Origin of the sequence: Hydrogenophaga sp. PAMC20947 (assembly GCF_004795855.1) — a bacterium.
Classification (GTDB): domain Bacteria; phylum Pseudomonadota; class Gammaproteobacteria; order Burkholderiales; family Burkholderiaceae_C; genus Hydrogenophaga.
Window position 1 is genome coordinate 1,442,186 of record NZ_CP039252.1, and the last position, 23,520, is coordinate 1,465,705.

At 61.8% G+C, this 23,520-nt stretch carries 16 protein-coding genes; all 16 read right to left on the reverse strand.

The features are described from left to right. Positions 1 to 62: 62 nt before the first annotated feature. Positions 63 to 1,751 carry a c-type cytochrome gene (locus tag E5678_RS06435; protein WP_136177752.1) on the reverse strand — a complete coding sequence of 563 codons (1,689 nt, stop codon included), beginning with the start codon at positions 1,749 to 1,751 and terminating at the stop codon, positions 63 to 65. Further along, on the reverse strand, positions 1,751 to 2,398 hold the full coding sequence (locus tag E5678_RS06440) for an SCO family protein (RefSeq protein ID WP_136177753.1): 648 nt from the start codon (positions 2,396 to 2,398) through the stop codon (positions 1,751 to 1,753). Before E5678_RS06440 ends, E5678_RS06435 begins: the two co-directional genes overlap by 1 nt. 20 nt (positions 2,399 to 2,418) lie before the next feature. Then, the gene (locus E5678_RS06445) at positions 2,419 to 3,912 is read right to left on the reverse strand and encodes a S8 family serine peptidase (protein ID WP_136177754.1); all 1,494 of its coding nucleotides are present in this window, start codon (positions 3,910 to 3,912) and stop codon (positions 2,419 to 2,421) included. 25 nt (positions 3,913 to 3,937) lie between these two features. Next, complete coding sequence (locus E5678_RS06450) at positions 3,938 to 4,447, reverse strand: hypothetical protein (RefSeq protein WP_136177755.1); 510 nt, start codon at positions 4,445 to 4,447, stop codon at positions 3,938 to 3,940. 22 nt (positions 4,448 to 4,469) lie between these two features. After that, the gene (locus E5678_RS06455; protein ID WP_136177756.1) at positions 4,470 to 6,482 is read right to left on the reverse strand and encodes an Ig-like domain-containing protein; all 2,013 of its coding nucleotides are present in this window, start codon (positions 6,480 to 6,482) and stop codon (positions 4,470 to 4,472) included. After that, complete coding sequence (locus E5678_RS06460) at positions 6,479 to 8,518, reverse strand: multicopper oxidase domain-containing protein (protein ID WP_136177757.1); 2,040 nt, start codon at positions 8,516 to 8,518, stop codon at positions 6,479 to 6,481. The genes E5678_RS06455 and E5678_RS06460 overlap by 4 nt, the downstream gene beginning before the upstream one ends. A gap of 59 nt (positions 8,519 to 8,577) precedes the next feature. Next, the gene (locus tag E5678_RS06465) at positions 8,578 to 9,849 is read right to left on the reverse strand and encodes a multicopper oxidase domain-containing protein (RefSeq protein WP_168708504.1); all 1,272 of its coding nucleotides are present in this window, start codon (positions 9,847 to 9,849) and stop codon (positions 8,578 to 8,580) included. Positions 9,850 to 9,901: 52 nt separating this feature from the next. Next, the gene (locus E5678_RS06470; protein WP_136177759.1) at positions 9,902 to 15,973 is read right to left on the reverse strand and encodes a hypothetical protein; all 6,072 of its coding nucleotides are present in this window, start codon (positions 15,971 to 15,973) and stop codon (positions 9,902 to 9,904) included. Positions 15,974 to 16,542: 569 nt separating this feature from the next. After that, positions 16,543 to 17,832 carry an NAD(P)-binding domain-containing protein gene (locus tag E5678_RS06475; RefSeq protein ID WP_247596933.1) on the reverse strand — a complete coding sequence of 430 codons (1,290 nt, stop codon included), beginning with the start codon at positions 17,830 to 17,832 and terminating at the stop codon, positions 16,543 to 16,545. A gap of 50 nt (positions 17,833 to 17,882) precedes the next feature. Further along, on the reverse strand, positions 17,883 to 19,124 hold the full coding sequence (locus E5678_RS06480; RefSeq protein ID WP_136177760.1) for a hypothetical protein: 1,242 nt from the start codon (positions 19,122 to 19,124) through the stop codon (positions 17,883 to 17,885). Then, complete coding sequence (locus E5678_RS06485; protein WP_136177761.1) at positions 19,121 to 19,612, reverse strand: cytochrome c-type biogenesis protein; 492 nt, start codon at positions 19,610 to 19,612, stop codon at positions 19,121 to 19,123. Before E5678_RS06485 ends, E5678_RS06480 begins: the two co-directional genes overlap by 4 nt. Continuing rightward, a complete protein-coding gene (locus E5678_RS06490; protein WP_136177762.1) occupies positions 19,605 to 20,135 on the reverse strand; it encodes a DsbE family thiol:disulfide interchange protein in 531 nt (176 codons plus the stop codon). The genes E5678_RS06485 and E5678_RS06490 overlap by 8 nt, the downstream gene beginning before the upstream one ends. After that, positions 20,132 to 22,117, reverse strand: a complete 1,986-nt coding sequence (locus E5678_RS06495) for a heme lyase CcmF/NrfE family subunit (RefSeq protein WP_136177763.1) — start codon at positions 22,115 to 22,117, stop codon at positions 20,132 to 20,134. Before E5678_RS06495 ends, E5678_RS06490 begins: the two co-directional genes overlap by 4 nt. Beyond that, positions 22,114 to 22,575, reverse strand: coding sequence for a cytochrome c maturation protein CcmE (gene ccmE, locus E5678_RS06500; protein ID WP_136177764.1), 462 nt, complete (start codon positions 22,573 to 22,575; stop codon positions 22,114 to 22,116). Before ccmE ends, E5678_RS06495 begins: the two co-directional genes overlap by 4 nt. Before the next feature lie 3 nt (positions 22,576 to 22,578). Further along, positions 22,579 to 22,746 (reverse strand): heme exporter protein CcmD, encoded by a 168-nt coding sequence (ccmD, locus tag E5678_RS06505; protein ID WP_136177765.1) that lies wholly within the window; start codon positions 22,744 to 22,746, stop codon positions 22,579 to 22,581. After that, the gene (gene ccmC, locus E5678_RS06510) at positions 22,743 to 23,501 is read right to left on the reverse strand and encodes a heme ABC transporter permease CcmC (protein ID WP_247596934.1); all 759 of its coding nucleotides are present in this window, start codon (positions 23,499 to 23,501) and stop codon (positions 22,743 to 22,745) included. Before ccmC ends, ccmD begins: the two co-directional genes overlap by 4 nt. Positions 23,502 to 23,520: the final 19 nt, after the last annotated feature.

Consider the following 23,520-nt stretch of genomic DNA (forward strand, 5'->3'; position numbering starts at 1 on the left):
CTGACACCCGCCAAGGTTCGCAGGCAGGGCTATGGGCATTGTCAAGAAGTGCCCTACCCGGCTCAGGGAACGATCCACCCCGACAAAGCTTTCAAGGGGGCTTTCGGATCGGCCACCAGTTGCACCACAGACCGCCCTTTCGCTGCGAAACGCTGCCCGGGCGCCAAGCTGACGCTGGGGTACATGGACGGGCTGGGGGTCAGTGGCACGATGTGTTCCACCAACTCAACCATGTAGTCGCGAGAAAAGCTGTCCATGATGTGCCCCAACGCATCGCTCAGAATGGTCATGGCAAACTGGGTGTTGATTTGAATCGCTTCGTCCGTGATCGGGATGTTCTTGTTGTGCAGCCAGATCTTGGTGCGCAACAAACGCGCAGCGTGTCTGGGTGGCAGATCGGAAGGGTAAATCAGCCGAACATCCGGGCTCCAGGTGCGCGCTTCAGGCGAGAGCGGCTCACCGAGCACGGACTGCGACAGGTAAACAGGGCCAGCGGGTGTTGCGCCGGCAGAAAAAACACCCTTCGCGTCCTTTGCGTCCAGCCACAGCACCCACCCATCAGATTTTCCGCCCAAGGCTTTTTGCAGCTTCGCGTCGCCAGGGTCACCTGACAGCACCAGATCGTCCAGCACCACCTGTCCCCCCAAGGCCCGCCGGAAGGCCGCAGATGCCGTCAAGCCCGCCGCATCGTTTCTGAACACCTGCACCAACCGCCCCGGTTTCCCGCCTTCCCGACCGAGCAGAAACTTGGCGAGGACCTCGGCGTCCAGCGTGACGCCCTGGGAGAAATACAAGTTGTAGTTGTTGGTGCCCTCCACCACCGGCAATTCCACCTGCGGGAAAATACTGGGGATTTCATGTCGCTCGCTGAAGGCATGAATCGGTTTCCAGCTGCTGGTTCCCAGCCCCCCGACCAGGGCAAACACGGGCTGATCCCGGTAAAATGATTCAAGCTGCTCGCTCCATGTTTCGCTGGGCCCTTTGAGCGTCCAAACGTGCAAAACCCACCGCCGGTAGGCGCGGTACATGCGCATGGTGCCTGCGTCGCGCCGCCGGTCTTCCGACCGCGCATTGCTGGTCTTGTCCTTGACAAAGGCCTGCATGATGTCCAGCATGGCGCGGCGCTGCTCTGGGCTGACATCGGGCTGTATCACCGTGGCGAAATGGATGTCCTCATCGTCCACGCCCGGTGACGGCTTGTCCGACAGCGTGGACAGATAGGCAGAGATGGCATTCATGTCTTCGTCCCCCAGCGCATAACGCGGCATCACCGGGGACAGCGGCTCGCCCCCAGAGTCCACCCCGCTTCGAATGGCCCGGGCCAGCAGCGCTGCGGTGTACGGTGCGCGTTGGCGGGCCCCGAGCTGGGCCTTGATGCGCGGGCTGGTGATCACTTGTGTCTGCACTTCAAAAAGTGCTGGCGCTGTGATCGGCCGAATCGTGAACGGGCCTTCACTCGCGCCATAGCCGCTGCGGCGGTGGCAAGCAGCGCAAGCCACCGTGCTGCCGCTCAGTTCAGACTGTGCCGCCCCCAGCGCTTTCAATGGTTCGCCCGAACCGCCAATGCCCTCGCGGTAGATTTTCTGACCCTGGGCCATCAGCCGTTCACGCTCTCCCCCGTCGGCCCCCACACCGCTCGATGCCGATCCCGATCCCTGACCATGGGCCGGGCCGATGGCGCAGACCAGCGCGGTCAGACACAGCGCCCCCAGGCGCGAAATTGGAGAGAAAGCCTTGGGTGTGCTGGCCATCACATGGCCAGCATCATTCTGTACTCACGCGCCAGCGCATCCGGGGATACGAAGCCGTCGATCCGCACCCAGGAAGCGCCCGAACTCTGGCGCATCAAAGTCAAGGGTTCGTGGTTCATCTTGTTTCCCCGATAGGCACCAAACGCCAGCTGCACCAGTTTGATGTCCTCTGCGCGCCCGGTCAAGAACTTCCAGCGCGGCCCTGCGTGCAAGCTCTTGGCATAAGCCTTCAGCTGGAGGGGGGTATCTGCCTCGGGGTCGATGGAGATCGACACCATGCGCAATCGCTTGCCATCCGCCCCCAGAACGGCCGGCAGCTCGGCAAAGACATGGGCCATCACCGGACAGATCGTGCTGCAACTGGTGAAGATGAAGTTCACCATCACCGGATCTGGGGTGGCCATCAATTCGCGCAACTTCACAGGGCGATCATCGGCGTCGGTCAGCACCACATCGGGCATGGCGTAGTCATTGATCGATCGCTTGAAGTCGGGCTTGAACACCAACGCGCCAGGCGTCTTCCCCTTGGCCGCTGCGATGTGATCTTCCAGACCGTGTGCGAGCGCACCGCCAGCACCCAACAGGCTGGCGAGGATCAACGTCAGCGTGGTTCGCTCAACGGCCGCGCGGCGTGAATGGGGTTTCATGGTCTTTTCTCCTTTGACGGTCAATGTCCGATGGTCTGCGGCTTGGCATCGCCTTGGGCCAGTTCGTGTGAAGCACTCAAGACCTTGAAGGCCGCCAATGCATTGAGGCGGACGTAGTCCGTGCCGCCAATGAGCCCGGTCCCGCTCAAGGTCTGCGCCCCGCGCAGGACCGCCATCTCCAGTTCAGCCACCGACGCCGAAGGAAATGCGCCGACCAACAGCGCCATCACGCCGGCCACGTGGGGCGCCGCCAGCGAGCTGCCCGAGGTGGTGGTGTAGGAAGGCTGTCCACCGTGCGAGAGATCGGCGGTCCGGACGCTGACCCCAGGTGCCATGAGCCGAGGAAACACGCTGCGATCGCACGACGACGGCCCCCGACTGGTCTGCCGCGCCACCAGCTGGTCGCGGTCGATGGCGCCCACCGACATCACGCCCGGGTTGTTGCCAGGCGAATTGCTGGTGTTGGGAAACGGCCCGTCATTGCCCGCGGCGAACACCACCGCGATGCCCACGGCCTTGAGCACCTGGATGTCCCCGCTGAACTCCAGAATGCACGACCCCACGGCCCGGCCCGTCAAGGCCCAGGAGGCGTTCAACACGTCGGGTTGATCCAGGGTTGCCGGGTCGCCGTCGGGATCGATCAGCCATTGAAAGCCCAGGTGGATGTCGCTCATGCTGGCGTGGCCGTCGTGGTTGTACAGGCGGGCGGCCATCCAGCGCGCCTCGGGGGCCACGCCCATGTCGGGCCCGCCCACGATCAGACCGAGCGCCTGGGTGCCATGGCCCAAGGCATCGTAAGGAAACGGTTCTTCACCATGCGGGTCGAACCAGCTGTTGGCACCGCCACGCCACTTCCCGCGAAGCGCCGGGTGGTCAAGATCGGCGCCGGTGTCCATCGTGGCCACCACCACCCCTTGGCCGGTGTGGCCCATGGCCCAGAGTTCGGGCACATGAATTGAAGTCAGGTTCCAGCCTGGCTGTGCCTTGCCGTAATCGGGTGCAGTGGCAGCCGGCCAGGCCTTTGGCGCGGGGGTCAGCGATGGCGCTTCGCCGGGAGCAAGGCGCGGGGCCGGCGTGCGCTGCGATCGACCGCCCTGCACAAAAGCGTCCAGGTCGATGCTGGACACGCCATCCAGAGCCGCCAGGGTCTTCACCGCCACAGCGGGCACGGTCGCGGCAACGGCGTTGATCAGCCACAGGTCGCGGATCTTGACCGCTCCTTGCGCCTTGAGCGCTGGCGCTACCGCTGCGCGGTTCAACGCGGCGCGCTCCTTGAGGGCCAGCAACACCCGCTGGCTCCGTTCCGCGCGGGAACCATTCGCCAGCTTCTCCAGGTTCAAAGGGTTGGTGAAGCGCACGATGATGGCCGTGTCGGCATGGGTGCCGCTGCGCGCCATGCTGCGCTCGAGCGCCGGTGCGATCTCCCCGCCATGGGCCGAAGGCGCCAACGGCACCCCCGCCACCAACACTGAAGCCACCACACAAGAATTGAACCAAACGGACGGGGTCTTCACGGCAACCTCATTGTGGGTTGCCTGGCTATTGCACGGTAAGGTCTGTGATTCTCACCTCGCCCAGCAACAAGGTCACCCGATCACCGCTCTGCACCGCCTTGCCCGGGTTGCCGAACATCACAAAATAGGTGCGATCTTCCATGATCCTGTTGTTGCGTGCCGTCTGGCGAATGCGGCCCAGCACCGGTGTGTCGGGCACGCCCAGCTTGGCGCCCCGAGACTCATCCAGCAGGTAGGGTTGAATCTTGCCGTTGAGCAAAGGCGCGGCCTTGGCCTGATCCAGCACCCGGTAACGGAAATCGAGCATCGACCCCGCTGCGGAGAGGCGCAGGCCTTCAACCCGAATCCCGTAGGTGGTCTGCACCTGGGGCACCGCAGCGGCCTCGAACCCGTTGGCGGAACCTGTCGGCTCCATGGCAGCACAGCCGCTCAGCAACCAGAACGCCCCGAGAACCACGGCAACCCCAAGCCGACCCAATCCCGACAGGTCTTTCGAGCGTGCCACTCCATGGACAGCTGTTTCGATGGATTTCATGGTCAGGCCTCCTGTTTGCTTGCTAGCTGCCACCCGAGAAGTTGTCCACGATGGCATCTTGACTCTGCATCTGCAGACCAATGTTGCCAGGACCTTGCCAGGCTGTCACGTTCGGCAATTGCACGCCGCCCACGTAAGCGGAGTTGACGAAGGTGGTCACGATGCCTTTGTTGTCAACCGTGGCGCTCAGCGTGCCGGATGTCGCGCAGCCTGCCGCGCCGAAAGTCGCCTGGGTCACGTAGATCGAGACGTTGCTGCCCCCCATCATCGTGGCCACCACCACCTCGTTGTCCTCGCACCGCACCCGCACATAGTTGGCCGGTGCAGAGGTTGTTCCGCCGGTGGCCTTGAGCACCAGGGCCGACGACCCGTTCAATGGCGTGACGCTCTCAAACCCGGCGCTTTGTGTCGCCAGGAACTGGGTGTTCCAGATCGCGAGCCCACCCAACCCCACCGACATGGCCTTGGCCTGGTCGGTCACCACCTGCAAATTGGGCTCGGCCGCAACGCTGCTCACCACCTGACTCCAGTTGGCGCCCAGGTTGTTGACCGTGCCACGATCAAAGTTGTCCAAAGCGTTTGAAGTTGGCGCCGCTGGCGTGCTCAGATTGATCGTCACCGAGGCAGAGGCCGTGGCCAGGCCATCGGTCACCTGGTAGGTGAACGTGTCGTTGCCCGTGAAGCCGGCGAGCGGCGTGTAGGTGAACGATCCGTTGGTGTTCAGCGTGTAGGTTCCTCCCTCGCTAGTGTGTCCTGTGGTCACCGTTACCGCCACCGCCACCGCGCGCATGGGCTGGGGAAGACCGTCGGTGTTGTTGTCGTTGGCCAAGACGCCTTGCGCGGCGGCCACATTGAGTGTCACCCCTTGTACGCTGGTATAGGCATCACCCACGGCCACTGGCGGCTGGTTGGAAACGCTTCCACTCAGACCGCCACCAGAGGTTCCCGACGCAGCGTACTGGAGGAAGGCCAGCATGCCGCCATCTTCCAGACCATTGTTGGAGAGGCTGAGCCGACGGTCCAGAACCGCGTAGACCGCGCCACCGGCATCCGGGGTCAGCAACACATCCATGGTCTTCGCCGCTGGCAACAAGGCTGTGTACTGCCGGGTTTGCCAGGGATAGGGCTTGCCGTCTTCGGCCACCAGGGTCCAGTAGGTTCCGTCGATCATGGGCACATGGGTGGTCAGGCCGGCGTTGAGGAAACGCAGCAAGGTCACGCCGGGACCACCGGTCAGCTCCACGATGGGGTCGTTGGGGTACACCTTGCCGTTGATCAGGAAATATTTCGGCTGGTAGTCAAAGGTGCTGGTGGGGCCAGCAGCGGTCCCGTAGGTCGGGGTGGTTCCGCCCACGGCGGTGTGCAAGGCCGGGTCGATCTCGCTGTAGAGCAAAGTGGCCTGGTTGTTGTAGACCACCCCCGGGTAGGCCTCGGTCGCCGAGGCGTCCTTGGTCACCGCACCATACAGGCCCATTTGCACCTGCACCTGTGGGTGGGTGCCACTCTGGTAGAGGTAGGTGCCGGGTGCGGGATTGTTCCAGGTGTAGGTGGCCTCGCCACCTGCTGGCGCTTCTGTGTCGAACGATCGCACGCGTTTGGTGAGATCGCCACCGCGGGGGCCAAATGTGCCGTCGTTCCACACCGGGGTCATGGGCTTGATCAATCCGTTGATCACCAGCGAAGTCGGGGCAGGCAAATTGTTGGCCAGTTTCACAGTGAGCTCGGGGTCGCCCACCGGAACTGCCAGTGCCGGTCCGGGTACCGTAGCCGCATCACAGCTGGCCCAGCTGGCGGTGCACAGGGCGTAACCCCACATGGGAATGGACGTACCACCAGTGGGAACGGTGAAGCTCACCGCTTCCGCACGCAAGTAGTATTCCACGGCAAATACTTGGTTTGGCGCCAGCAGCGCCGCCGCTGCGGTTGCCAGCGCGGCAACGCCCAGAACGGAAGGTTTGAAGTTCATGATGCCGCTCCCCGCTGTGAAGGCCGATTTGAACCAAGGCTGTCGATGGGCATGGATGGGGTGGCTCATGGGGTGCCTCCTTTGAAGTCGTCAACGCGGGCCCCCGGCGGCAGGAACAGGCCGACCTGGCCACCACCGGTGACGGTGGTCACCGCACTGCCGAGCAAGGTGGTCACCGCGCCCGAGGTTTTCCAGACGTAAACCGTGCCGGTGGCGTCGACCATGGCGGTCATGGTGTCGCCATTGGCGAAAGTTCCGCTCAGCGTGCCTGCGCCGGTGTACGCCGTGCCGTTGGTCGTGGTTTCCACCACCACCTGACCGCTGTCATGACGCACCCGGATGGCGCTCGGGTAGAAACCCAGAGCGCTGTAGGTGCCACTCGCCTGCAGCAAGAGGCTGACGCCGTTGACCGTGGTGTTGGCAAACGTGAGGGCTGCGCCTTGGGAAGCGCCCAGGGCACCGGCTCGGTAAGCGTTTGCGCCGTTTGCACAGAGGGCATTAATAAATCCGGAGCCAAATCCAGTTGCATTGTTGACGCAGAACGCCTGATTGCCGTTGGTGCGGATGCCTGCATTGCCGAAGAAAACCAATTGCTGCCAGCTATTGCCCAGCGTGATGGCATTGTTCCGATTGAAGTTGTCAAGCAAAGACAACGTTGGAATGGCTGGAGGAGCCGTGCCACCACCGCCGCCACCCCCGCCGGAGGGGCCGGTTCCTGCGTCGAGGTCTACGCTCCAGGGTTCAATGATCAGCATGGTCATCATGCCGCCGGGGAAGATGTCGTCGGTGGTGATCTCGCGCTCATTGTGCGAGTGCCACATGTGGTAGTAGCCACCGGTGACGTTCAGGCCAGGGTGTCCCTGGGGCAGCGTGCCGGACTGGCCGAGGAAGGGGCTGCCACCGTAGTGTTCGCCGGACGAAATGTCGAGCTGGCCCGGCAGCGTCACGGGAATCGCTTTGCCGTGGTCGGCGCACCATTCCCGGGTGGACGTGTCATACCCCTGGCCGTCGGGTGAGCAGCTGTGCGGGTTTTGCGCCACGGTGCCGTAGATGTCCCAGCCGATGCCTTTGCCGGTCCAGTCGAAGAGCAGGTCCACGGTCTGGCCCGGTACCGAGCGCACGGTGAAGTCGGGGGCGGTGATGTCGGGCGCGGCCGTGTTGTCCATCAGCGAGTTGAGCACACGGCCATCTTTGGCAATGGGCAAGGCGTGGTTGCCGTGGTGGTGGAAGGGGTGCAATTCGCGCCCGGCATTGACCACGCGCATCAGCAGCTTTTCACCGGGATGCATGCGGGGCAGCGAGTTGTAGGGTTGGGTCGGTAGCCAGCCCACATAGCTGTCGAGCTGGGTGTCTGGCGCATTGCGGCCGTTGATGAACCACATGCTGGCCTTGATGGTGGTGGTGTCGATCTGCACCGGCTGGCCGCTGTAAACCTGGCCGTACACCGCCCAGTGCACAGCGGGGTCCATCTCAGTCAGCAGGAACAGGGTTTCGCGGTCATACCCGGTCGCGGCATTCTGGTAAGCCTTGCGGTTGGCGTGGCTGGTGCCGTCGCCATAGGCGAAGCCCGTGGGCCGCACGATGATGGCGCCCACCAGGCCCATTTCAACTTGCAGGTCGGCATTGGTGCCGCTGTGGTACATGTAGGTGCCTGGTTCGGTGGCGATGAAGCTGTAGGTCGGGCCTTGAACCGGTATGTTGGAGCCCGAGGGTGCGGCAGGCGCTTCGCGGGTCAGTACCCCGGCTCCGCCACCGGTGGCGATCACGTCTTTCTGGCCTGGGAAAACGATGGAAACGGGTACCGGCAGCGTGTTGTAGAGCACGATGTTGACCGTGTCGCCCTGGTTCACCACCAGCGTGGGCCCGGGGTACTGCATGGCGAACGTACTGCCGTGCGCATAGCCCCAGGTGTAGTGGCTGTTGCCGTCGGACGTGCTGATGAAATCATCCCGGGCGGTCATGCTGAAGGTGTGCACCGTGCCAACCTTGTCACCCTCCCAGCCTTCGACCAGTGCGCTGGCGTGGCCGCTCAGGCACAGCATCAGCGCCACGGCCCCGGTCTTGACGACCGTGGACAGCGAATTGAGCATTTGGTTAGCGTTCATGGCGCCTCTCCTGATGAATTTCAATGGGGCTTGTTCGTGAGCAGTCGGGTGTGGTCGGGTCAGATGCTGCTCACCACAATTTCGGTCATCATCCCGCCGTTGTCTTCCGTGCCGTTGCTCAGGAAGTTCAAGTTGGTGGTGTAGAGAAAATAGGTCCCCGGCTCCACCTGGCTGGTGTCGATCATCACTTCGGTGGACTCACCGCCACCCAGGGTGACGGAGCTCGTGTCGTAGTACAAAATTTTCCCGTCCGGCCCTTTGAGCTGGCGCGCCCCCGATCCAACCACCTTCATCGGCAAGCCTTGTGCCGTGATGGTGTAGTAGTTGGTGACGCTGAGATTCGACATGCGCAGCAAGACCCGCTCGCCCTTGACCGCAGTGATCAGGGCGTTGATGGGCTGAGACGATGTGATGTCCCCTATGGCCACACCGCCACCGGTGAGCACATCCACTTTCTGGGTGGGCGGATCCAGTGGTGAGGGATTCACCGTGTCGGGGTAGCCCCTGCCATTGATCATGGCGTAGTCGTCGCGCATGTTCTTGAACGGCAGCGGCTGCACGCCGATGTGCAGATCGTGAAATTCGCTGTCCATGGACACCAGCTGCAGCGGTTTGGACACGTCGTAGCCGGTCGATCCGTCACCGTCGTTGTAAACGAACTTGGTGTAGGTTCTGCCGCCATAAGTCTTGGGCGTGCCGTCTTGTAGGGGCTTCACATACAGGTTGCCCAGCATGCCCATCTGCATGTGCTCGGTGGCTTCCTGGTGGCAGTGGTACAGGTAGGTGCCGGGATCGTTCAGCTTGTAGTAGTACGTGAACGAAGAACCCATGTTCACGCCGAACGAGCCTTCCGGCATGCCGTCGAACACCGGAGGCTGCTGGGGGAAGCCATGGAAGTGAACGGTGTGCGGGTCGAACAGGTCGGGCCGCATGGCCATCGACACATTGGTCAGCGTCAGGTAAAAATCTTTGCCTTGCTGCAGCTCGATGGTGGGCGCTGAGAAGTTGGCGTCCAGGCTGTCCAGTGGCACCTGATTGACCGCCTTCTTGGTCACGTCGGTGAAGCCAAAGGTGTAGAGCTCTCGCTTGTCGGCCATGGTGATGAAACCGTCGCCCGCCGCCAGGTGCATACACTGCGAACTGGCATTTTTAGGTCCAGCCACAGCGGGATCAACGTCGTAGGCCGCTTTGATCATGCCGTTGGCATCCACCCCCGCGTTGTTGGGGCCGCATTGAACGAACACCTCGGCATGGGCCTGCGTGAGCAGCCCCAGGCTGGAGGTGGCGGCCAGTGCGATCAGGCTCCGGTGAAAGGTCTGGGTGGTGGTCATGGTGTGACTCCTTCTGTTGACTTTGAGCATGCCGTTCTGCTGGGCGCCCGACTCACTGACCGGTCAGTGACAAGGTCACCGGGCTGGATGCGCCGTTGTAGGAGATGGACAAGCTGCCAGTCTTGCTGGCGTTGGTAAACCCACCAGCGAATCGCACTTCAATCTGGCAAGTGTTGCCAACCGCGACCGTCTGGCCGGAACAGGTATCGACGGCTGTGGGTGTGCGTGTGCCGAAACTGTTTCCGAGCAAAGCTGCAAAGTTGGTGTTGCTCACAGCCACCGCACCAAAGGTTGCCGGTGCGGTGCCACCCACCGTCAAGGTGACCATGCTGTAGAAGTTGCTGTTGCTGCGGGTTCCGAAGTCGAGCGTGCTCCCGGTCAACGTTGCGGCACCCGATGCACCGGTGATGCTCACGGCGGGTTGACCACCACCGCTCCCTCCACCAGCGCCGAACTCATCGGCTCCCACATCTATATTGGTTCTGAGTCGGTCGTCGCCGTCGTAGTCATTGGTGGGCACACCGTTGTTGCCATTGCGGTTGGCACCGGCATTGACCGCCACCGAACCGCTCTGGAGGTGGTAGTCGGCGCGCAGCGCGGCTGGGTCGTCCAGGTCCCACGGGGTGAGTGGGCTGAAGATGACGTTGATGAAGTTGCCGCCCTCGTCAAAGGTCAGCGCCGTTTGCATGATGGTGGTTTCAGGCAAGATCACAGGCTGATCCGGATCGGTCTGCGACAGGAGGCTGATGGGCCTGACGAACGCAACCTGCGAATCGGAAGCCTGGATGCCGCCGTTGGCGCTGCTGTTGCCCGCCCCGATGGTGAGCACGCTGTTGCTGGACGCCAGGGCCGTCTTGCTGGTATTGCCCACCACGCCCAGATCCCAGACGCCGGCGTCGGTCAGCACCGTGGTCTGCACGTCGTTGGGACCGGGGTTGGCAGGTGTGATGCTCCAGGTGTAGGCGTGGTTGCCATGCACGATGTTGTTGAGCAGGGTCGGGCTGCTGTTGTTGCCACCGCTCACGCGGGCAATACCGGCCACCTGCGCCGTGGACTGCACTTTCTGCCCTGTGGGAGGGAAGGACTGGCGGTTGGTGGCGGTGCTGGTGTTGCCGGCCACGGTGTTGTTGACCAGGCGCACGTTGCTGCCCACATCGGCCACCGCCACGCCACCACCGGCGTAGGCCGTCGCGTTGTTGACGATCATGTTGTTCGTCAGGAGCACGTTGTCGGCGTTGTTGCCGTTGCCGTTTCGGGTACGAACGATGCTCACGCCTCCACCGGCGCCGGCGCCTGCATGGTTGTACTGAATCAGGTTGCGGTCCACGGTGAGATCCCCCGTGCCTTCGTCCGTTCCACCGGGAAGCGTGATCTGGCCTCCGATGAACAGGCCACCACCGGTGGGATCTGTGGCCTGATTGAACGTCTGGTTGAGCAAGATCTTGTTGTTCAGGATCTGGTTGCTGCCAGCCGAGAAGCCCACGTGGCTGATGCCGCCGCCATCGGACATGGAGAAGTTGCCGCAGATGTAGTTCTCGCTCACGAGGTAGTTGTTGGAGCCCGTGCCCATGGTCACGCCGCCGCCGCCACCGTCGCCGTTGGCGATTTCGGAAGCACCATTCTGCGAAATCCAGTTGTAGGCCACGACCACGCCCGTGTTGACGCCAGAGGTGTAGACCGTGTCACTCTCCAGTGCCGTGTGGCCGACCCGCACACCACCGCCGTAGGTGCCGTAGTTGCCCACCACCCGGTTGTTCGTGATTTGCAGGTTGCAGTTGTAGCCGCTGGCCAGGATGCCGCCGCCGGAATCGGAGCCCGTCACCGTCAAGCCATCGATCCGGAACGCAACACCGGCGTTTTGACACGTGGTGCCCTGGTTGTTGCCAGCGCGACCCACGGCCAGAATGCCAGGGCCTTCTTCGGCACTGAACAAAATGGGCTCGTTGTTGGCCTTGTTCATGCCCAGGGCCTGGCCTGGCAGCAGATCAAAGGTGCGGTTCGGACCCACGACCAGGGTAGGCCCGCCGGTATCTACATTCACCGGTGTGCCGGCGGGGCAGCCCGTGCCGGGATAGGTCACGAAATTGGGCACGGCCCCCGCATTGCCATTGGCCAGACTGCAGCGCGCATCGACCTTCTTGGCCATCAGCGTGCGCCATGCGGCCAGGCCGCCGGCGCTGGCCTTGGAGGCGTTGATGGCCACCGAGTTGGCGCCCCAGCCCTGCAGGCGAACGCGCTTGTCGGCGACCACATACTCGTTGTAGGTGCCGGGTGGAATGCTGATCAAAGCGCCGGCCGGGGTGGTGGGGGCATCGATCACGGCCTGGATACTTTCGCCGGGCTGGACCACGATGGGTTTCAGACCACCCACATGCACGGTCAGACCGACCACGGATGACTTGCCGTTGTCACCGCGGGTAATGATGAGCTGGCCCGTGCCGGCGTTGTTGGGCACAGTGACCACGATGAGGTCGTTGCTCCAGGTGGTTGCCGTCAGGGTGGTGTTGCCCAGCTTGATGGTTCCTTGCGAAGTGCCAAAGCCATAGTCACGCACGATGTTCTTAGGCGAGCCCGGTAAGGCGGGGTCGTATGCCGGATTCGGCACGTCAACTTGCCCGGCTGACACGATGGTCAGGGTGCGAGCGCTGCTGTTGCCACCATTGGGCACCCAGGGGCCGTTGTTGCCGTTGTTGACAGCGGGGTTGGCGTTGTTGGCGCTGTAGATGACGGGTGTGCCATCCTGGCATTCGCAGTCCAGCGGGTTCTTGTCCACCGAAGCAAAGGCGGCGATGGGCAGCACCGGCGTGTCGAGGTAGGTGGTCTTGCCCGCCAGGTACTGCAGGGTGTAGCAGAACTGGGTGTACTTGCGGTTGAAGAAGGGGTCGATGACCATCTTGCCGAAGTTGGGGTTGGCCGTGGTGCCATCGGAGAGGAACGCTTGCGTGTCCATGATCGGGCCGGGGTGGTTCATGCACGAAACCATCATGCTGGGCATCACGCCCGATGGGTAAGGCGGATTGATCGTGAAGCTCGAAGGCGTCAGGAAGTTGTATGAGCCAAACTGGTCTGAATACACCCGCGTGATTTCTCGCCCGGTCCAGTCTTGCACCGAAACCGGCAGATGGGGGGGTGCGTATTTTTCACCGAACGAGGGCGAGAAGCGGTTGAACTCGGTCGCGGTGTCGTCCAGGATGAAGCCCACGCCGTGGCCCGCCACGGGCGCTTCGGTGTACAGGAAGAAATTGGGTGCGGGGTTGGTGCCGGGCACCAGAGGGACCGCTTTCATGTCGCACTTGCGCCATGTTTGGCCCGCACCGCCATAGGCGGGGTTGTCTTCACCAGGGAACAGCGTGAGTTTGGCGGGCACCGGCAATTCCATGCCCACGCACTCGAATGGCAGGGCTGCGGTGGAGGCCTTGAGCGTGTCACCAAAAGCGACGTTCTGGTCACCACTGCCCACATGGAGGTAGCCGGGAGGCGCGACGGCTTCAACAATGTAGGTGCCCTTGCCTGCGCTGCCGATCAGCACAGGCAGCTCGGCCTGGCCAGCAACACGGCCGAAGGCATAACCCCCGTCAAACAGGGAGGGACGCACCTGGTTGAAGTTGAACAGACCATCGAAACAATCCAGATCGGCCGGCGCGACGAAGGGGATCGAACCATTGGCCACCGGGCCGGGCGGTGGCTTGATACAGCCTGTGGGCACGTTGTCGTCCCAGCTGTCGGTGCCGCCGATACCCACGTGCAGTTGACTGGTTGGGTCATTGGCTTGTGGGCCACCCCAGCTGAACACGTCACCGAAGCTGAACACGCCATCGTTCCCGGTGCGCTCGTAGTCCTCTGGGCCCTTGGTCGAGACGGTCAGCGTACAGGACTCCGGGTCGCGCCAGCAGAAGGGGTAGTTGTCCACATCGGGCAATTGGGCGATGTGGCCGTCTGCGCCACTCAGGCCGCCCGCGGCGCACAGGCCTGTGCCATCGTTCTTCGGCTTGTCAATCAGGCCGTCGGCATCGCAGTCCAGGAACATGTTGACCTGCACGCGCGGCACACCGGGCTCCCAGTTTTCAGCCGCGGCAAAACGGGGATCGTCTTCGGCCCGCGTGATGGCGTATTGAACGATGCCGGCGATGCCACCGTTTTCACTCTTGGTGCCATTGAGCTCACCGGCGTAGGGTTGCTTGCCCCATTCGATGTGGTTGGTCAGGCCCAGGAAGGCTTGGGTGCCTTCCAGCAAGGTCACGCCCTGCTCGGTGCGGTAGTACTTGTCGCCCGCCTTGAAGCAGGCCGTGGTGTCGATGATCTTGCCGTCGGCGTCTTTGTTCAACGCCACCTGCTCAGGGGTACAGGTTTCCTGCAGCTGCGGGTTCAAACGGATCCAGGGGTTGTAGGCAAAAGCCGGATCGCTGCTGCCATAGCTGCCCGTCTCGGCGTTCCACAGTTTGATCGCATTTTCATCGGGGGCGATCGCACCACCGGCATCGGTCACCATGGTGGCACCGGTCACTTTGAACCGTGCGTAGTCGATCTCGGTCACCATCCAGTTGAAGAACGGGAACACCTCTGTGAAGGCGTAGGTGCCATCTTTCTTGGTCACCGCAGCCTGGTAAATGCTGCCATCGCGGAAGCGGATGGTGCTGGCAATGCCTTCACCAAAAGCGGGCTTGAGATCGCCGGGGGCGTAGTTTTTCTGTTCTTCGGTCTCGATACCGGTCACCGGATCGACCTTGATGTAAGGCTTGCTGTAGGCCTCGGCAAAGAACGGCAGGCCGCTGCCATCGATGTCCTGGAACACACGGCCCTGGATCCGGCCGAACCAGCTGAACACCGGCACATCGCCCATGGCGAGGTCGGAGCCTCCGACCGTGATGGTTTGTGTGCCGATGATCATGTCCAGCGGCTCGTCCCACACCACCAGCTCATAGTTGCCTGGAGGCACGTTCGGGATGGTGAAGGTGCTGTCCTTCTTGCAGGCGGTCGTATAGAGGGTCCTGGTACTGGCGCCGGTTTCGTTCAGCCCCACCCAGCATTCGTTCACAGGCGCACCTCTTTCAAAGGCGTAATTGGGCGTGCGCGAGTTGTGGATGTTGACCACCTTGCCGGTGATGTTGCGTGCGTTGGGTCCCACCAAACCCACACACCGGCTGCCCGCCGTCCCCTGGACACAACCCGACTTGGTGAAACCCATGAACACATGGTGGCCGGGGGGGCCGAATTCCTGGAAGAAAGAAGGCTCGTTGTTTTTCACCCAGGCGTCAGAGCCCTTGGTGCCTTCGATGGTGGAGGTCTGGGTCCAGTCGCTGCCGACGGGCGCCACCATGAACACGGTGTATTTGGCCGGGAACAGGTTCTGGATGAGCAGCGTGCCATCAGGGCCGGTTTTGAGAATGCCGGAGCCGCGCACCTTGACGGAACCGTCGGTGTTGTAGGTTGTGCCCAGCGGGTTGCCGAAACCGTCTTGCGTCACCGCGCCGCCGGACTGGCCGAAGGTGCCGCCGGCCTCCATGAGCAGCACGGTGAAACCTTCAAGCCCCTGCTCCTGCGGCAGGTCGGGTGCACTGTTGAGGGGGTTGTTGTCGTTGAACGCGTACACCGAAATCTGCGCCGTTGGCACGGGGTATTGGTTGACATACACCGTGGCGGTGGCTGTGCTGCCATTGATCACAATGGGCGCCCCGCCCATCTGGTAGCCTTCGACGGCGACGGAGAGGTAGTAGCGCTTGGCCGTATCCAGACAATTGGAGGCCGGGGTGCCCACGCAGACCGAGGGCAACGGTTGCGCATACAACCGTGCCACATCGGGGTCTTGCGTCAGGCCTGTGGGCGCGGTGCCCACCCGCCCGGCCGCGACCACCGGCATGTAACTGGTGTGGAAGCTGAACGAGTAATTGGCCGTGGTGGCCGGCTGCCCCGGCACCGAGAGCTTGGTGGCGTCTTGCTCAACGGTCCAGCGGTAGTCGCTGCCGAGGTTCACCGTGGTGCCGTCGGCCTGCACCCCCAGAACCGTGACCGCCAGCGGAGCAGCGTGCACGACAGCCGTGAGGAAAAAACAGGCAGCGGCCAGCAAGCAATGCCTGGCTGACTGCCCGAAGAATCCGGATCTTGCGGTGTTGCTCTGGATTTTCATGGTGACGCTCCCAAGGTGCGTAAAAAAGGGGTCCAAAACCGTAACCAGATCCAGAAGCCGAAAACTGGGCTGAAATTCACCCCTTTGTTTGCGTTTTCGAGGTTTCCTGATCTGTTAACGCCATGTTACGAACCAGTTTTTCAACATACATGGGGTGTCACCCCACCATCAGGTAGGGGAACTGCTACATAAAGTAGCAGTTTTGGAGTGGGTGCCGCACAACCTTAAATTCGCTTAAGAATTTCCCCCTTTTGAGCCAGAAAGGACCAGGCCAGGCCTCTCGATAGCCGTTTCACTGAGACAAAAGAGGGTGGGAGGCCATCAAGGACGGCGGTTGTCCCTGACTTCACCAGCGCCCATCCAGGGGCTCGGTGCTGTGTGAGGAGCGTCCCATGGCGGCCGGCATCCCCCTCAGGCCAAGCCGTCCATAGCGCTGCCCGCGCCCCCAACGGGGCCGATAGGTTCGATAAGCAGCTTGTGTGCACCGTGTGGCAACACGGGCGATGCAGCGCTTTGCGCCAGAGGCACACGGATGGAATGTGGGGACCGGGACGCCGGCCATGCCAGCATCAGGCGGCGCCGTGCTTGGTCTCGAAATGCACGCCCATCTTCTGCAAGAGCGGGGTAGGCAGCTCACCCCCTGCACAAACGATGACCGCATCGTTTGAATACATATGGCAAACCCCTTGCCAATCGATTTCGACCGCTTGTTTGTCTATGCGACCCACTTTGGATTTCAGCATCACGCGAAGGCGCCCGCCGGCTTCCAGCGCCTCCAGCTTGGTGCGGTTCTTCTGCTTCACCCGCGAAAATGCCTCACTGCGGTAGGAAAGAATGACGTCGGTTCCCGGTGTTTCAGCCAAAGCGATGGCCGCTTCGAGAGCGCTGTCACCGCCGCCCACCACCAGCACTGCCTGGCCTTCGTATTGGGCTGGGTCCACCAGACGGTAGACAACTTTGGATGACTCTTCGCCTGGGACACCCAGTTTTCGGGGCGTGCCGCGCCGCCCGATGGTCAAAAGAACACTGCGGGCTTTGTAGCGCCCCTTGCTGGTCTTCACCCAAAAACCATCCCCATCGGATTCGACGCTTTCCATGCGCTCACGAAACGCAATGGTGAGACCCGTCTTCTCGACCACGCCTTCCCAAAACTCGAGCAGCTTTTCCTTCTGCACTTCGCCAAAGCGCATCTTCCCCACGATGGCCAGAACCACAGGCGCCGTCATGGCCACTTTTTGCCGCGGATAGTGGTACACCGAGCCACCGAGCGAATCTTCCTGCTCAATCAGCTTGAAGCGGAGTTTGTGCTGCATGGCGGCCAGCCCGGCCGACAGGCCTGCGGGGCCGCAACCCACGATCATCACATCAAGATCACACTGGCCATTGCTGCGTTTTTTGATGAAGTCCATGGCCTGCCTGCCCTGCTCCGCCGCCTTGCGGATCAGCCCCATGCCACCCAGTTCACCGGCCACAAAAATGCCGGGTACGTTGGTTTCAAATTCAGGGCTGACCAGCGGAATGTCGATGCCGCGCTTCTCGGTGCCAAAAACCAGGGTAATTGCCTCCACGGGGCAAGCTGCCATGCAGGCACCATGGCCAATACACGAAGCTGCGTTGATGAGCACTGCCTTGCCATCCACGATGCCCAGCGCCTGCTCGGGGCACGCCTTGGCACAGCTTCCCGACCCGATGCAGCGCGCAAGGTCCACCACAGGATGCAAGGAAGGTGGCTCGTTCAAGCCTTGTTCGATCGACTCCTTGAGCTCCGCCTGAAACATGGCCTTGCGCTTGGAGCGGTGCCACCAATAGAGCAGCAAAACAGGGAAGAACCCAATGAGGTAGATGTATCGGTAGTCCACAGTTCGTGCCTCGGTTCAATGGCTGGGGCCCCTGACGGAACCACCAGGGATCACTTCACCGTATCGCGAATTTCAATGGCCAGCCCGGTTTCCCCGACCGCCACTGGAGCCGACTGACCGGTCAGGTCGCCTGGGGTTGGTGCAGCCTGGCCGCTCTTGCTCACGCGCGCGCTCACGATGACGCTTTTGACGCCAGAAATGCGGGCCGCGGGCGACATGGAGGAGCTGTCATCCAAAGTAAAACTGAATGGCAAATCCTTCACCTGCCGCCGCTGGATCGCAAGCGGCATGCGCTGCCCTCCTTCGGCGGCACGGGCGTAGACAAATACCGTGTCCTCAGGGCTGGCGAGTTTGCTCAACGCTGGCGCAAGTGTCACCGTTCCGCTGACCGCACTGCCCGGCAACCCCATGCCCCCCGGCGCAGCGACCTCGGTCGCTGGCAGTTGGGTTTCAGCCACAGCGGGCATCCCGCCCAGCTGACGGGCTTCCGCCAATCCGCCCGCCACTTGTTTGACATATTCGCTGTCGGGCGATCCGAACTCAACCACCTGCTCCCAGTACCTGACTGCCGAAGCGTAGTCCTTGGTGTTGAAGGCTTCGGTGCCTGCCAACGCAAGCGCCTTGGGGTTTCGCGGGTCGAGTTTGAGCGCAGCATTCACCCATTTCATGGGTTCACCCGTCAGATTTCGACCATTTTTGACTGCCAGCGAGTCGGCATAATCCGCCAGCAATGGCGCGTCATCACTGCGCAACTTCACCGCCTTCTCGTACGCCACCAGTGCCTCGGGGTGGCGGCCCAGAACGGTGTATGAACGTGCCAGCATGGCCCAGCCTTCGGCATCCTCCGGCGTATCTTTCATACGCGCCGCCAGCTTTTCGGCCATACCCGCAATCTCCTCTTGCGAGGTGGCATGGGGCGTCGCCTGTTCGGTACCCACCGGCCCGGTGGACACGTTGTCTTGCGGCGAAGCGTTCAGCTGTTCTGGTGAACCCATGTACCAATAGCCTGTCGCCGCGGCCACCACCACGGCTGCCGTCAATCCGGCTATCAGGCTGCGGGACTGACGCGCGGCTACCGGCACAGCGCTCGCCACCGGCTCGTCGCCAGGCGCGCCAGGTGCCGCCGCAGAAACTGGCGCCTTGTCGGCCGCACCACTCATGACCAGGTCGATGATCTTGCGTTCCAGCGAAACCTTGCTTTCTTCGTATTGCGCCGCAGGAAGCACGCCGGATTCGTGCAGCTCTTTTAACTGGTCCAGCTGACGTCGCAGGGTAGGTATGTCTTGTGTCATGTGGAGGAACTCACATCGGGTTTGGCAGGGGTTGCTGCAATTGAGGGTCTCTCGTTTTCCCCGATTTGCTCGGGCTCCGGTTCGAAGAGCGAAGGGTCCATTCGGGAACGCCTGCGAAGGACCAGGAACAATGTTCCCAAGCCCGCGACCAGCAAGATGCCTGGACCAAACCAGAGCAATGCGGTCTTGCTCTTGAGGGGCGGTCGGTAGAGCACAAAATCGCCATACCGGGCGGTCATGTAATCCAGAATTTGTGCGTCACTGTCGCCCCGCCTCAGCATTTCCCGCACCTGGTTGCGCAGATCAACAGCCAGGCCAGCGTGCGAATCAGCGATCGTCTGGTTCTGACAGACCAGGCAACGCAACTCCGTGGTCAAGGCAACCATGCGCGCTTCCAGCACCGGGTCGTCCGAAGCCGGCGCCGCTTCTTTGGCTTGCAACCAGCCACTGCACAGCGCCAGCGCCATCCATACCAGCCACTTAGCCATTGAGCTTCCTCACAAGGGGTTCTATCTGATCACGGATCACTTCGGGCGTCAGCTGCCCAATCTGCTTGAACCTGATCACACCTTTGCGGTCGATCACGAACGTCTCGGGCACGCCGTACACACCAAAATCAATCCCAACCCGGCCATCGAAATCAAACAGAGAGGCCTCGTAGGGATCGCCATACCGGGCCAGCCAGCGCAGGCCGTCCATGCGCTCGTCTTTGTAATTCAGACCATAAATCGGCACGAGCTTCTTGCCAGACAACGCCACCAGCAACGGATGTTCCGCCTGGCAGGCCACGCACCAGGAAGCCCAGACACTCAAGATCCAGACCTTGCCCAGCAAGTCTTCGCGCGCAATGGTCACCTCAGGTTGGCTCAATCGCGCGAGCTTGAAGTCCGGCGCGGGTTTGTCAATCAAGGGCGACGGGACTTCCTTGGGGTCCAGCTTGAGGCCAACGGCCAGGAACCCGACCAGTGCAATGAAAATGCCCAGTGGTATCAGGAATTTGAGAAGTTTCACGCCGTAACACCTTTCACAACAGACGCCGCCGGCTGCGTCTTGCGAACTTTGCTGCGGTACCGGCGATCGGTCGCGGCCAGAAAGCCGCCCAAGGCCATGATGAGGCACCCCATCCAGATCCAGTCAATAAACGGCTTCACGTACACGCGCACGATCCAGGCACCACCCTCCACTTCTTCCCCCAGTGAAACATACAGGTCGCGGGTCAGCCCAGGGGAGATGGCGGCTTCGGTCATGGGATTCTGCTGCACCCGGTACACGCGCTTTTCGGGCCTCATCTGCGCGACGTGTTGACCGTTGCGCGTGACCTCTACCAAACCGCGCATGGCCACATAGTTCGGTCCGGGCACTTCAATCGCACCACGGAATGCAAAGGTGTAGCCACTGACCGTGGTCGTATCGCCTACGTTCATCTTGACATCCTGCTCTACCTGATACGACCTGACCATCGTCACGCCGAAACAGAACGCCGCCACGCCCAGGTGCGCGACCATCATGCCCACGACGGCGCGCGGCATCTGCCGGCTCCTGCGCAACACCCCAGCCAGCCCTTGGCCCTTTTGGTGAACGGTCTCCCACCAATGGGTTGCCACAGACGCCAGCACCCAGAATGCCAGCGCAAAACCAATACTGGCCACCAATGAGATGCCGCCGGCCAACCACCCTGTGCCCAGAGAAGCCAGAATCGCCACCACAAACGCCCAACGCAGTCGTCGCGCCACGTCAGGCACTTCAGCTTCTTTCCAGCGAACCATGGGCCCAACCCCCATGAGAAACAGGGTTGGCGCCATCAAAGGCATGAAAACCGAATCGAAATAGGGCGGGCCCACAGAAATCTTGCCCAGGCCAAGAGCGTCAAGCAACAGGGGGTACAAAGTGCCCAGCAAAACCGCCGCGCAAGCCACGACCAGCATCACGTTGTTGCCCAGCAAGGCGGTTTCGCGCGAGACCAGTGCGAAACGCGCACCCAGACCCACCTTGGGTGCACGCCAGGCGTACAGCGCGAGCGAGCCACCCACTGCAATCGCCAGAAAGGTCAAGATGAACAGTCCTCTGGCTGGGTCGGTCGCGAACGCATGCACCGACGACAGGACACCCGATCGGACCAGAAAGGTTCCGAGCAATGAAAGCGAGAAAGCAACGATGGCGAGCAACACGGTCCACGACTTGAAACTCCCGCGCTTTTCGGTTACCGCCAGTGAGTGAATAAGCGCTGTGCCAATGAGCCACGGCATGAACGAGGCGTTTTCTACCGGATCCCAAAACCACCAGCCACCCCAGCCGAGTTCGTAGTAAGCCCACCAGCTGCCCAAAGCGATGCCGATGGTCAGAAACATCCAGGCGAAAGTGGTCCATGGGCGCGACCAGCGTGCCCAGGTTGCGTCCAGGTTGCCCCCAATCAAGGCCGAGATTGCAAACGAAAACGCCACAGAAAAACCCACATAGCCCATGTAGAGCAGCGGCGGGTGAAACACCATGCCGGGGTCCTGGAGCAAGGGGTTGAGGTCACGCCCATCGGCCGGCACAGGGAAAAGGCGCTCAAACGGATTGGAGGTCAACAGCAGGAACAGCAGAAACCCCAAACTGATCAAGCCCATGACAGACAGCGTGCGCGCCACAACGGGCTGCGGCAGGTGTGCGCTGAAACGCGCCACGGCCACCATCCAGACACAGAGCATGAACACCCAAAGCAGCAGTGAACCTTCGTGGCTTCCCCAGGTTGCAGCGATGCGGTACTGCAGCGGCAATGCCGAATTGGAATTGGTCGCCACGTTCAACACAGAGAAATCGTGGCGCACAAACGAAGCGGCCAAACAGAAAAACGCAATGGCCACAAGCGCAAAAAGCACATGCGCTGCCGGACGGGCCAGGCCCATCCACTGAGCGTTGTTGCGCTGTGCGCCCGCCATCGGAAGCACACCCAGAACGACTGAAACACCCAAGGCAAGCCACAACATGAAATGGCCGATTTCTGGAATCATGGCTTTTTCTCCACGACAACGGTCTCAGCCAGGGCGCTGTTGCTTTCGGCCGCACGCTTCAGCGCCTCGGCTGCCTCTGGTGGCATGTAGTTTTCATCGTGTTTGGCGAGCACTTCTTTGGCCTCGAACACGCCGTTGTGCAGTTGGCCTTGGGCCACCACACCTTTTCCCTCCTTGAACAGGTCGGGCAAGATGCCTTGGTACACGACCGGGATGGTTTTTGCGGTGTCCGTGACCGTGAAACTGACTGTGACCCCGTCGCGCTTCACGGTGCCAGCTTCGACCAGCCCACCCAAGCGAAAGGTGCGTCCGGAGGGCGCTTCGTGGGCAGCAATCTGCGTCGGAGAATAAAAGAACACCAGATTGCTGTTGAAGGCGTTGAGCACCAGCGCCACCGCTGTGCCCAGAACCGCGAATGCGCCGAGCGCAATGACCAGGCGTTTGTGTCGAGTTTTCATCATTTACTCCAGATCATCGTCGTCCATAGCCCCCAGCTGGGCGCGCCTGTGGCGCTTGGCGACCAGCAAGGGCTCCACCAACATAACCAAAGCTGCGATGCCATAGGACCCCCAAACGTAAAGTCCGTATCCACCCATGGCGAAAAACTCACTTGCGCCGGACCAGTTCATGGGCCTGCTCCCCGTTCGCCGCGACGCAATTCCGCCACCCAATCGGCATGCGTTTCGCGCTCCAGCACAATGGCACGTGTGCGCATGAAAACCACCGCAAACGCATAAGCCCAAAACGCCAGCGTCATGATCAACATGGACGTCAGCATGGTGCTCGCCATCTTGGGAGCGGCGCTCATGCTGATCGTCGCGCCCTGGTGCAGGGTGTTCCACCATTTCACAGAAAAGTAAATGATGGGAACGTTGAGCGCACCAACCAATGCCAGCAAGGCTCCTGCGCTGTCAGCACGCTTGTGGTCATCGATCGCCTCCACCAGAGCGATATAACCCAGATACAAAAACAGTAGGATGAGTTCCGAGGTCAACCGCGCATCCCACACCCACCAAGCCCCCCAGGTTGGCTTGCCCCAGAACGCACCCGTCCACAGCGCCAGAAACGTGAACATCGCTCCCGTCGGGGCGATAGCGCGGGCCACCATGGAGGCCAGGCGGGCTTTGAACGCCCAGCCAACCACCGCCCAGCCAGCCATCACGAGGTACAGCACCATGGACATCCAGGCCGCTGGCACATGAATGAAAATAATTCGATAGGCCTCACCTTGGGTCGCGTCGCTGGGCGCAACGAAAAAGCCCACGTAAAGTCCGGCGATCGCCAAGCCGACAGCCAAAACCCAGAGCCAGGGAATCAAGACCCCTGACAAAGAGTAAAAGCGCGAGGGAGCCGCATAGGTAAAGAATCGCATCGGGTTGGTCAAGGTGAATATTTCTCCGGTC

Bases quoted from the DNA above. Each gene is read 5' to 3' on its own strand.
- E5678_RS06455 (WP_136177756.1), bottom strand. From the start codon at position 6,482: ATGAGCCACCCCATCCATGCCCATCGACAGCCTTGGTTCAAATCGGCC.
- E5678_RS06460 (WP_136177757.1), bottom strand. From the start codon at position 8,518: ATGAACGCTAACCAAATGCTCAATTCGCTGTCCACGGTCGTCAAGACC.
- E5678_RS06440 (WP_136177753.1), bottom strand. From the start codon at position 2,398: ATGAAACCCCATTCACGCCGCGCGGCCGTTGAGCGAACCACGCTGACG.
- E5678_RS06465 (WP_168708504.1), bottom strand. From the start codon at position 9,849: ATGACCACCACCCAGACCTTTCACCGGAGCCTGATCGCACTGGCCGCC.
- E5678_RS06435 (WP_136177752.1), bottom strand. From the start codon at position 1,751: ATGGCCAGCACACCCAAGGCTTTCTCTCCAATTTCGCGCCTGGGGGCG.
- E5678_RS06485 (WP_136177761.1), bottom strand. From the start codon at position 19,612: ATGGCTAAGTGGCTGGTATGGATGGCGCTGGCGCTGTGCAGTGGCTGG.
- ccmE (WP_136177764.1), bottom strand. From the start codon at position 22,575: ATGAAAACTCGACACAAACGCCTGGTCATTGCGCTCGGCGCATTCGCG.
- ccmD (WP_136177765.1), bottom strand. From the start codon at position 22,746: ATGAACTGGTCCGGCGCAAGTGAGTTTTTCGCCATGGGTGGATACGGA.
- E5678_RS06470 (WP_136177759.1), bottom strand. From the start codon at position 15,973: ATGAAAATCCAGAGCAACACCGCAAGATCCGGATTCTTCGGGCAGTCA.
- E5678_RS06450 (WP_136177755.1), bottom strand. From the start codon at position 4,447: ATGAAATCCATCGAAACAGCTGTCCATGGAGTGGCACGCTCGAAAGAC.
- E5678_RS06495 (WP_136177763.1), bottom strand. From the start codon at position 22,117: ATGATTCCAGAAATCGGCCATTTCATGTTGTGGCTTGCCTTGGGTGTT.
- E5678_RS06480 (WP_136177760.1), bottom strand. From the start codon at position 19,124: ATGACACAAGACATACCTACCCTGCGACGTCAGCTGGACCAGTTAAAA.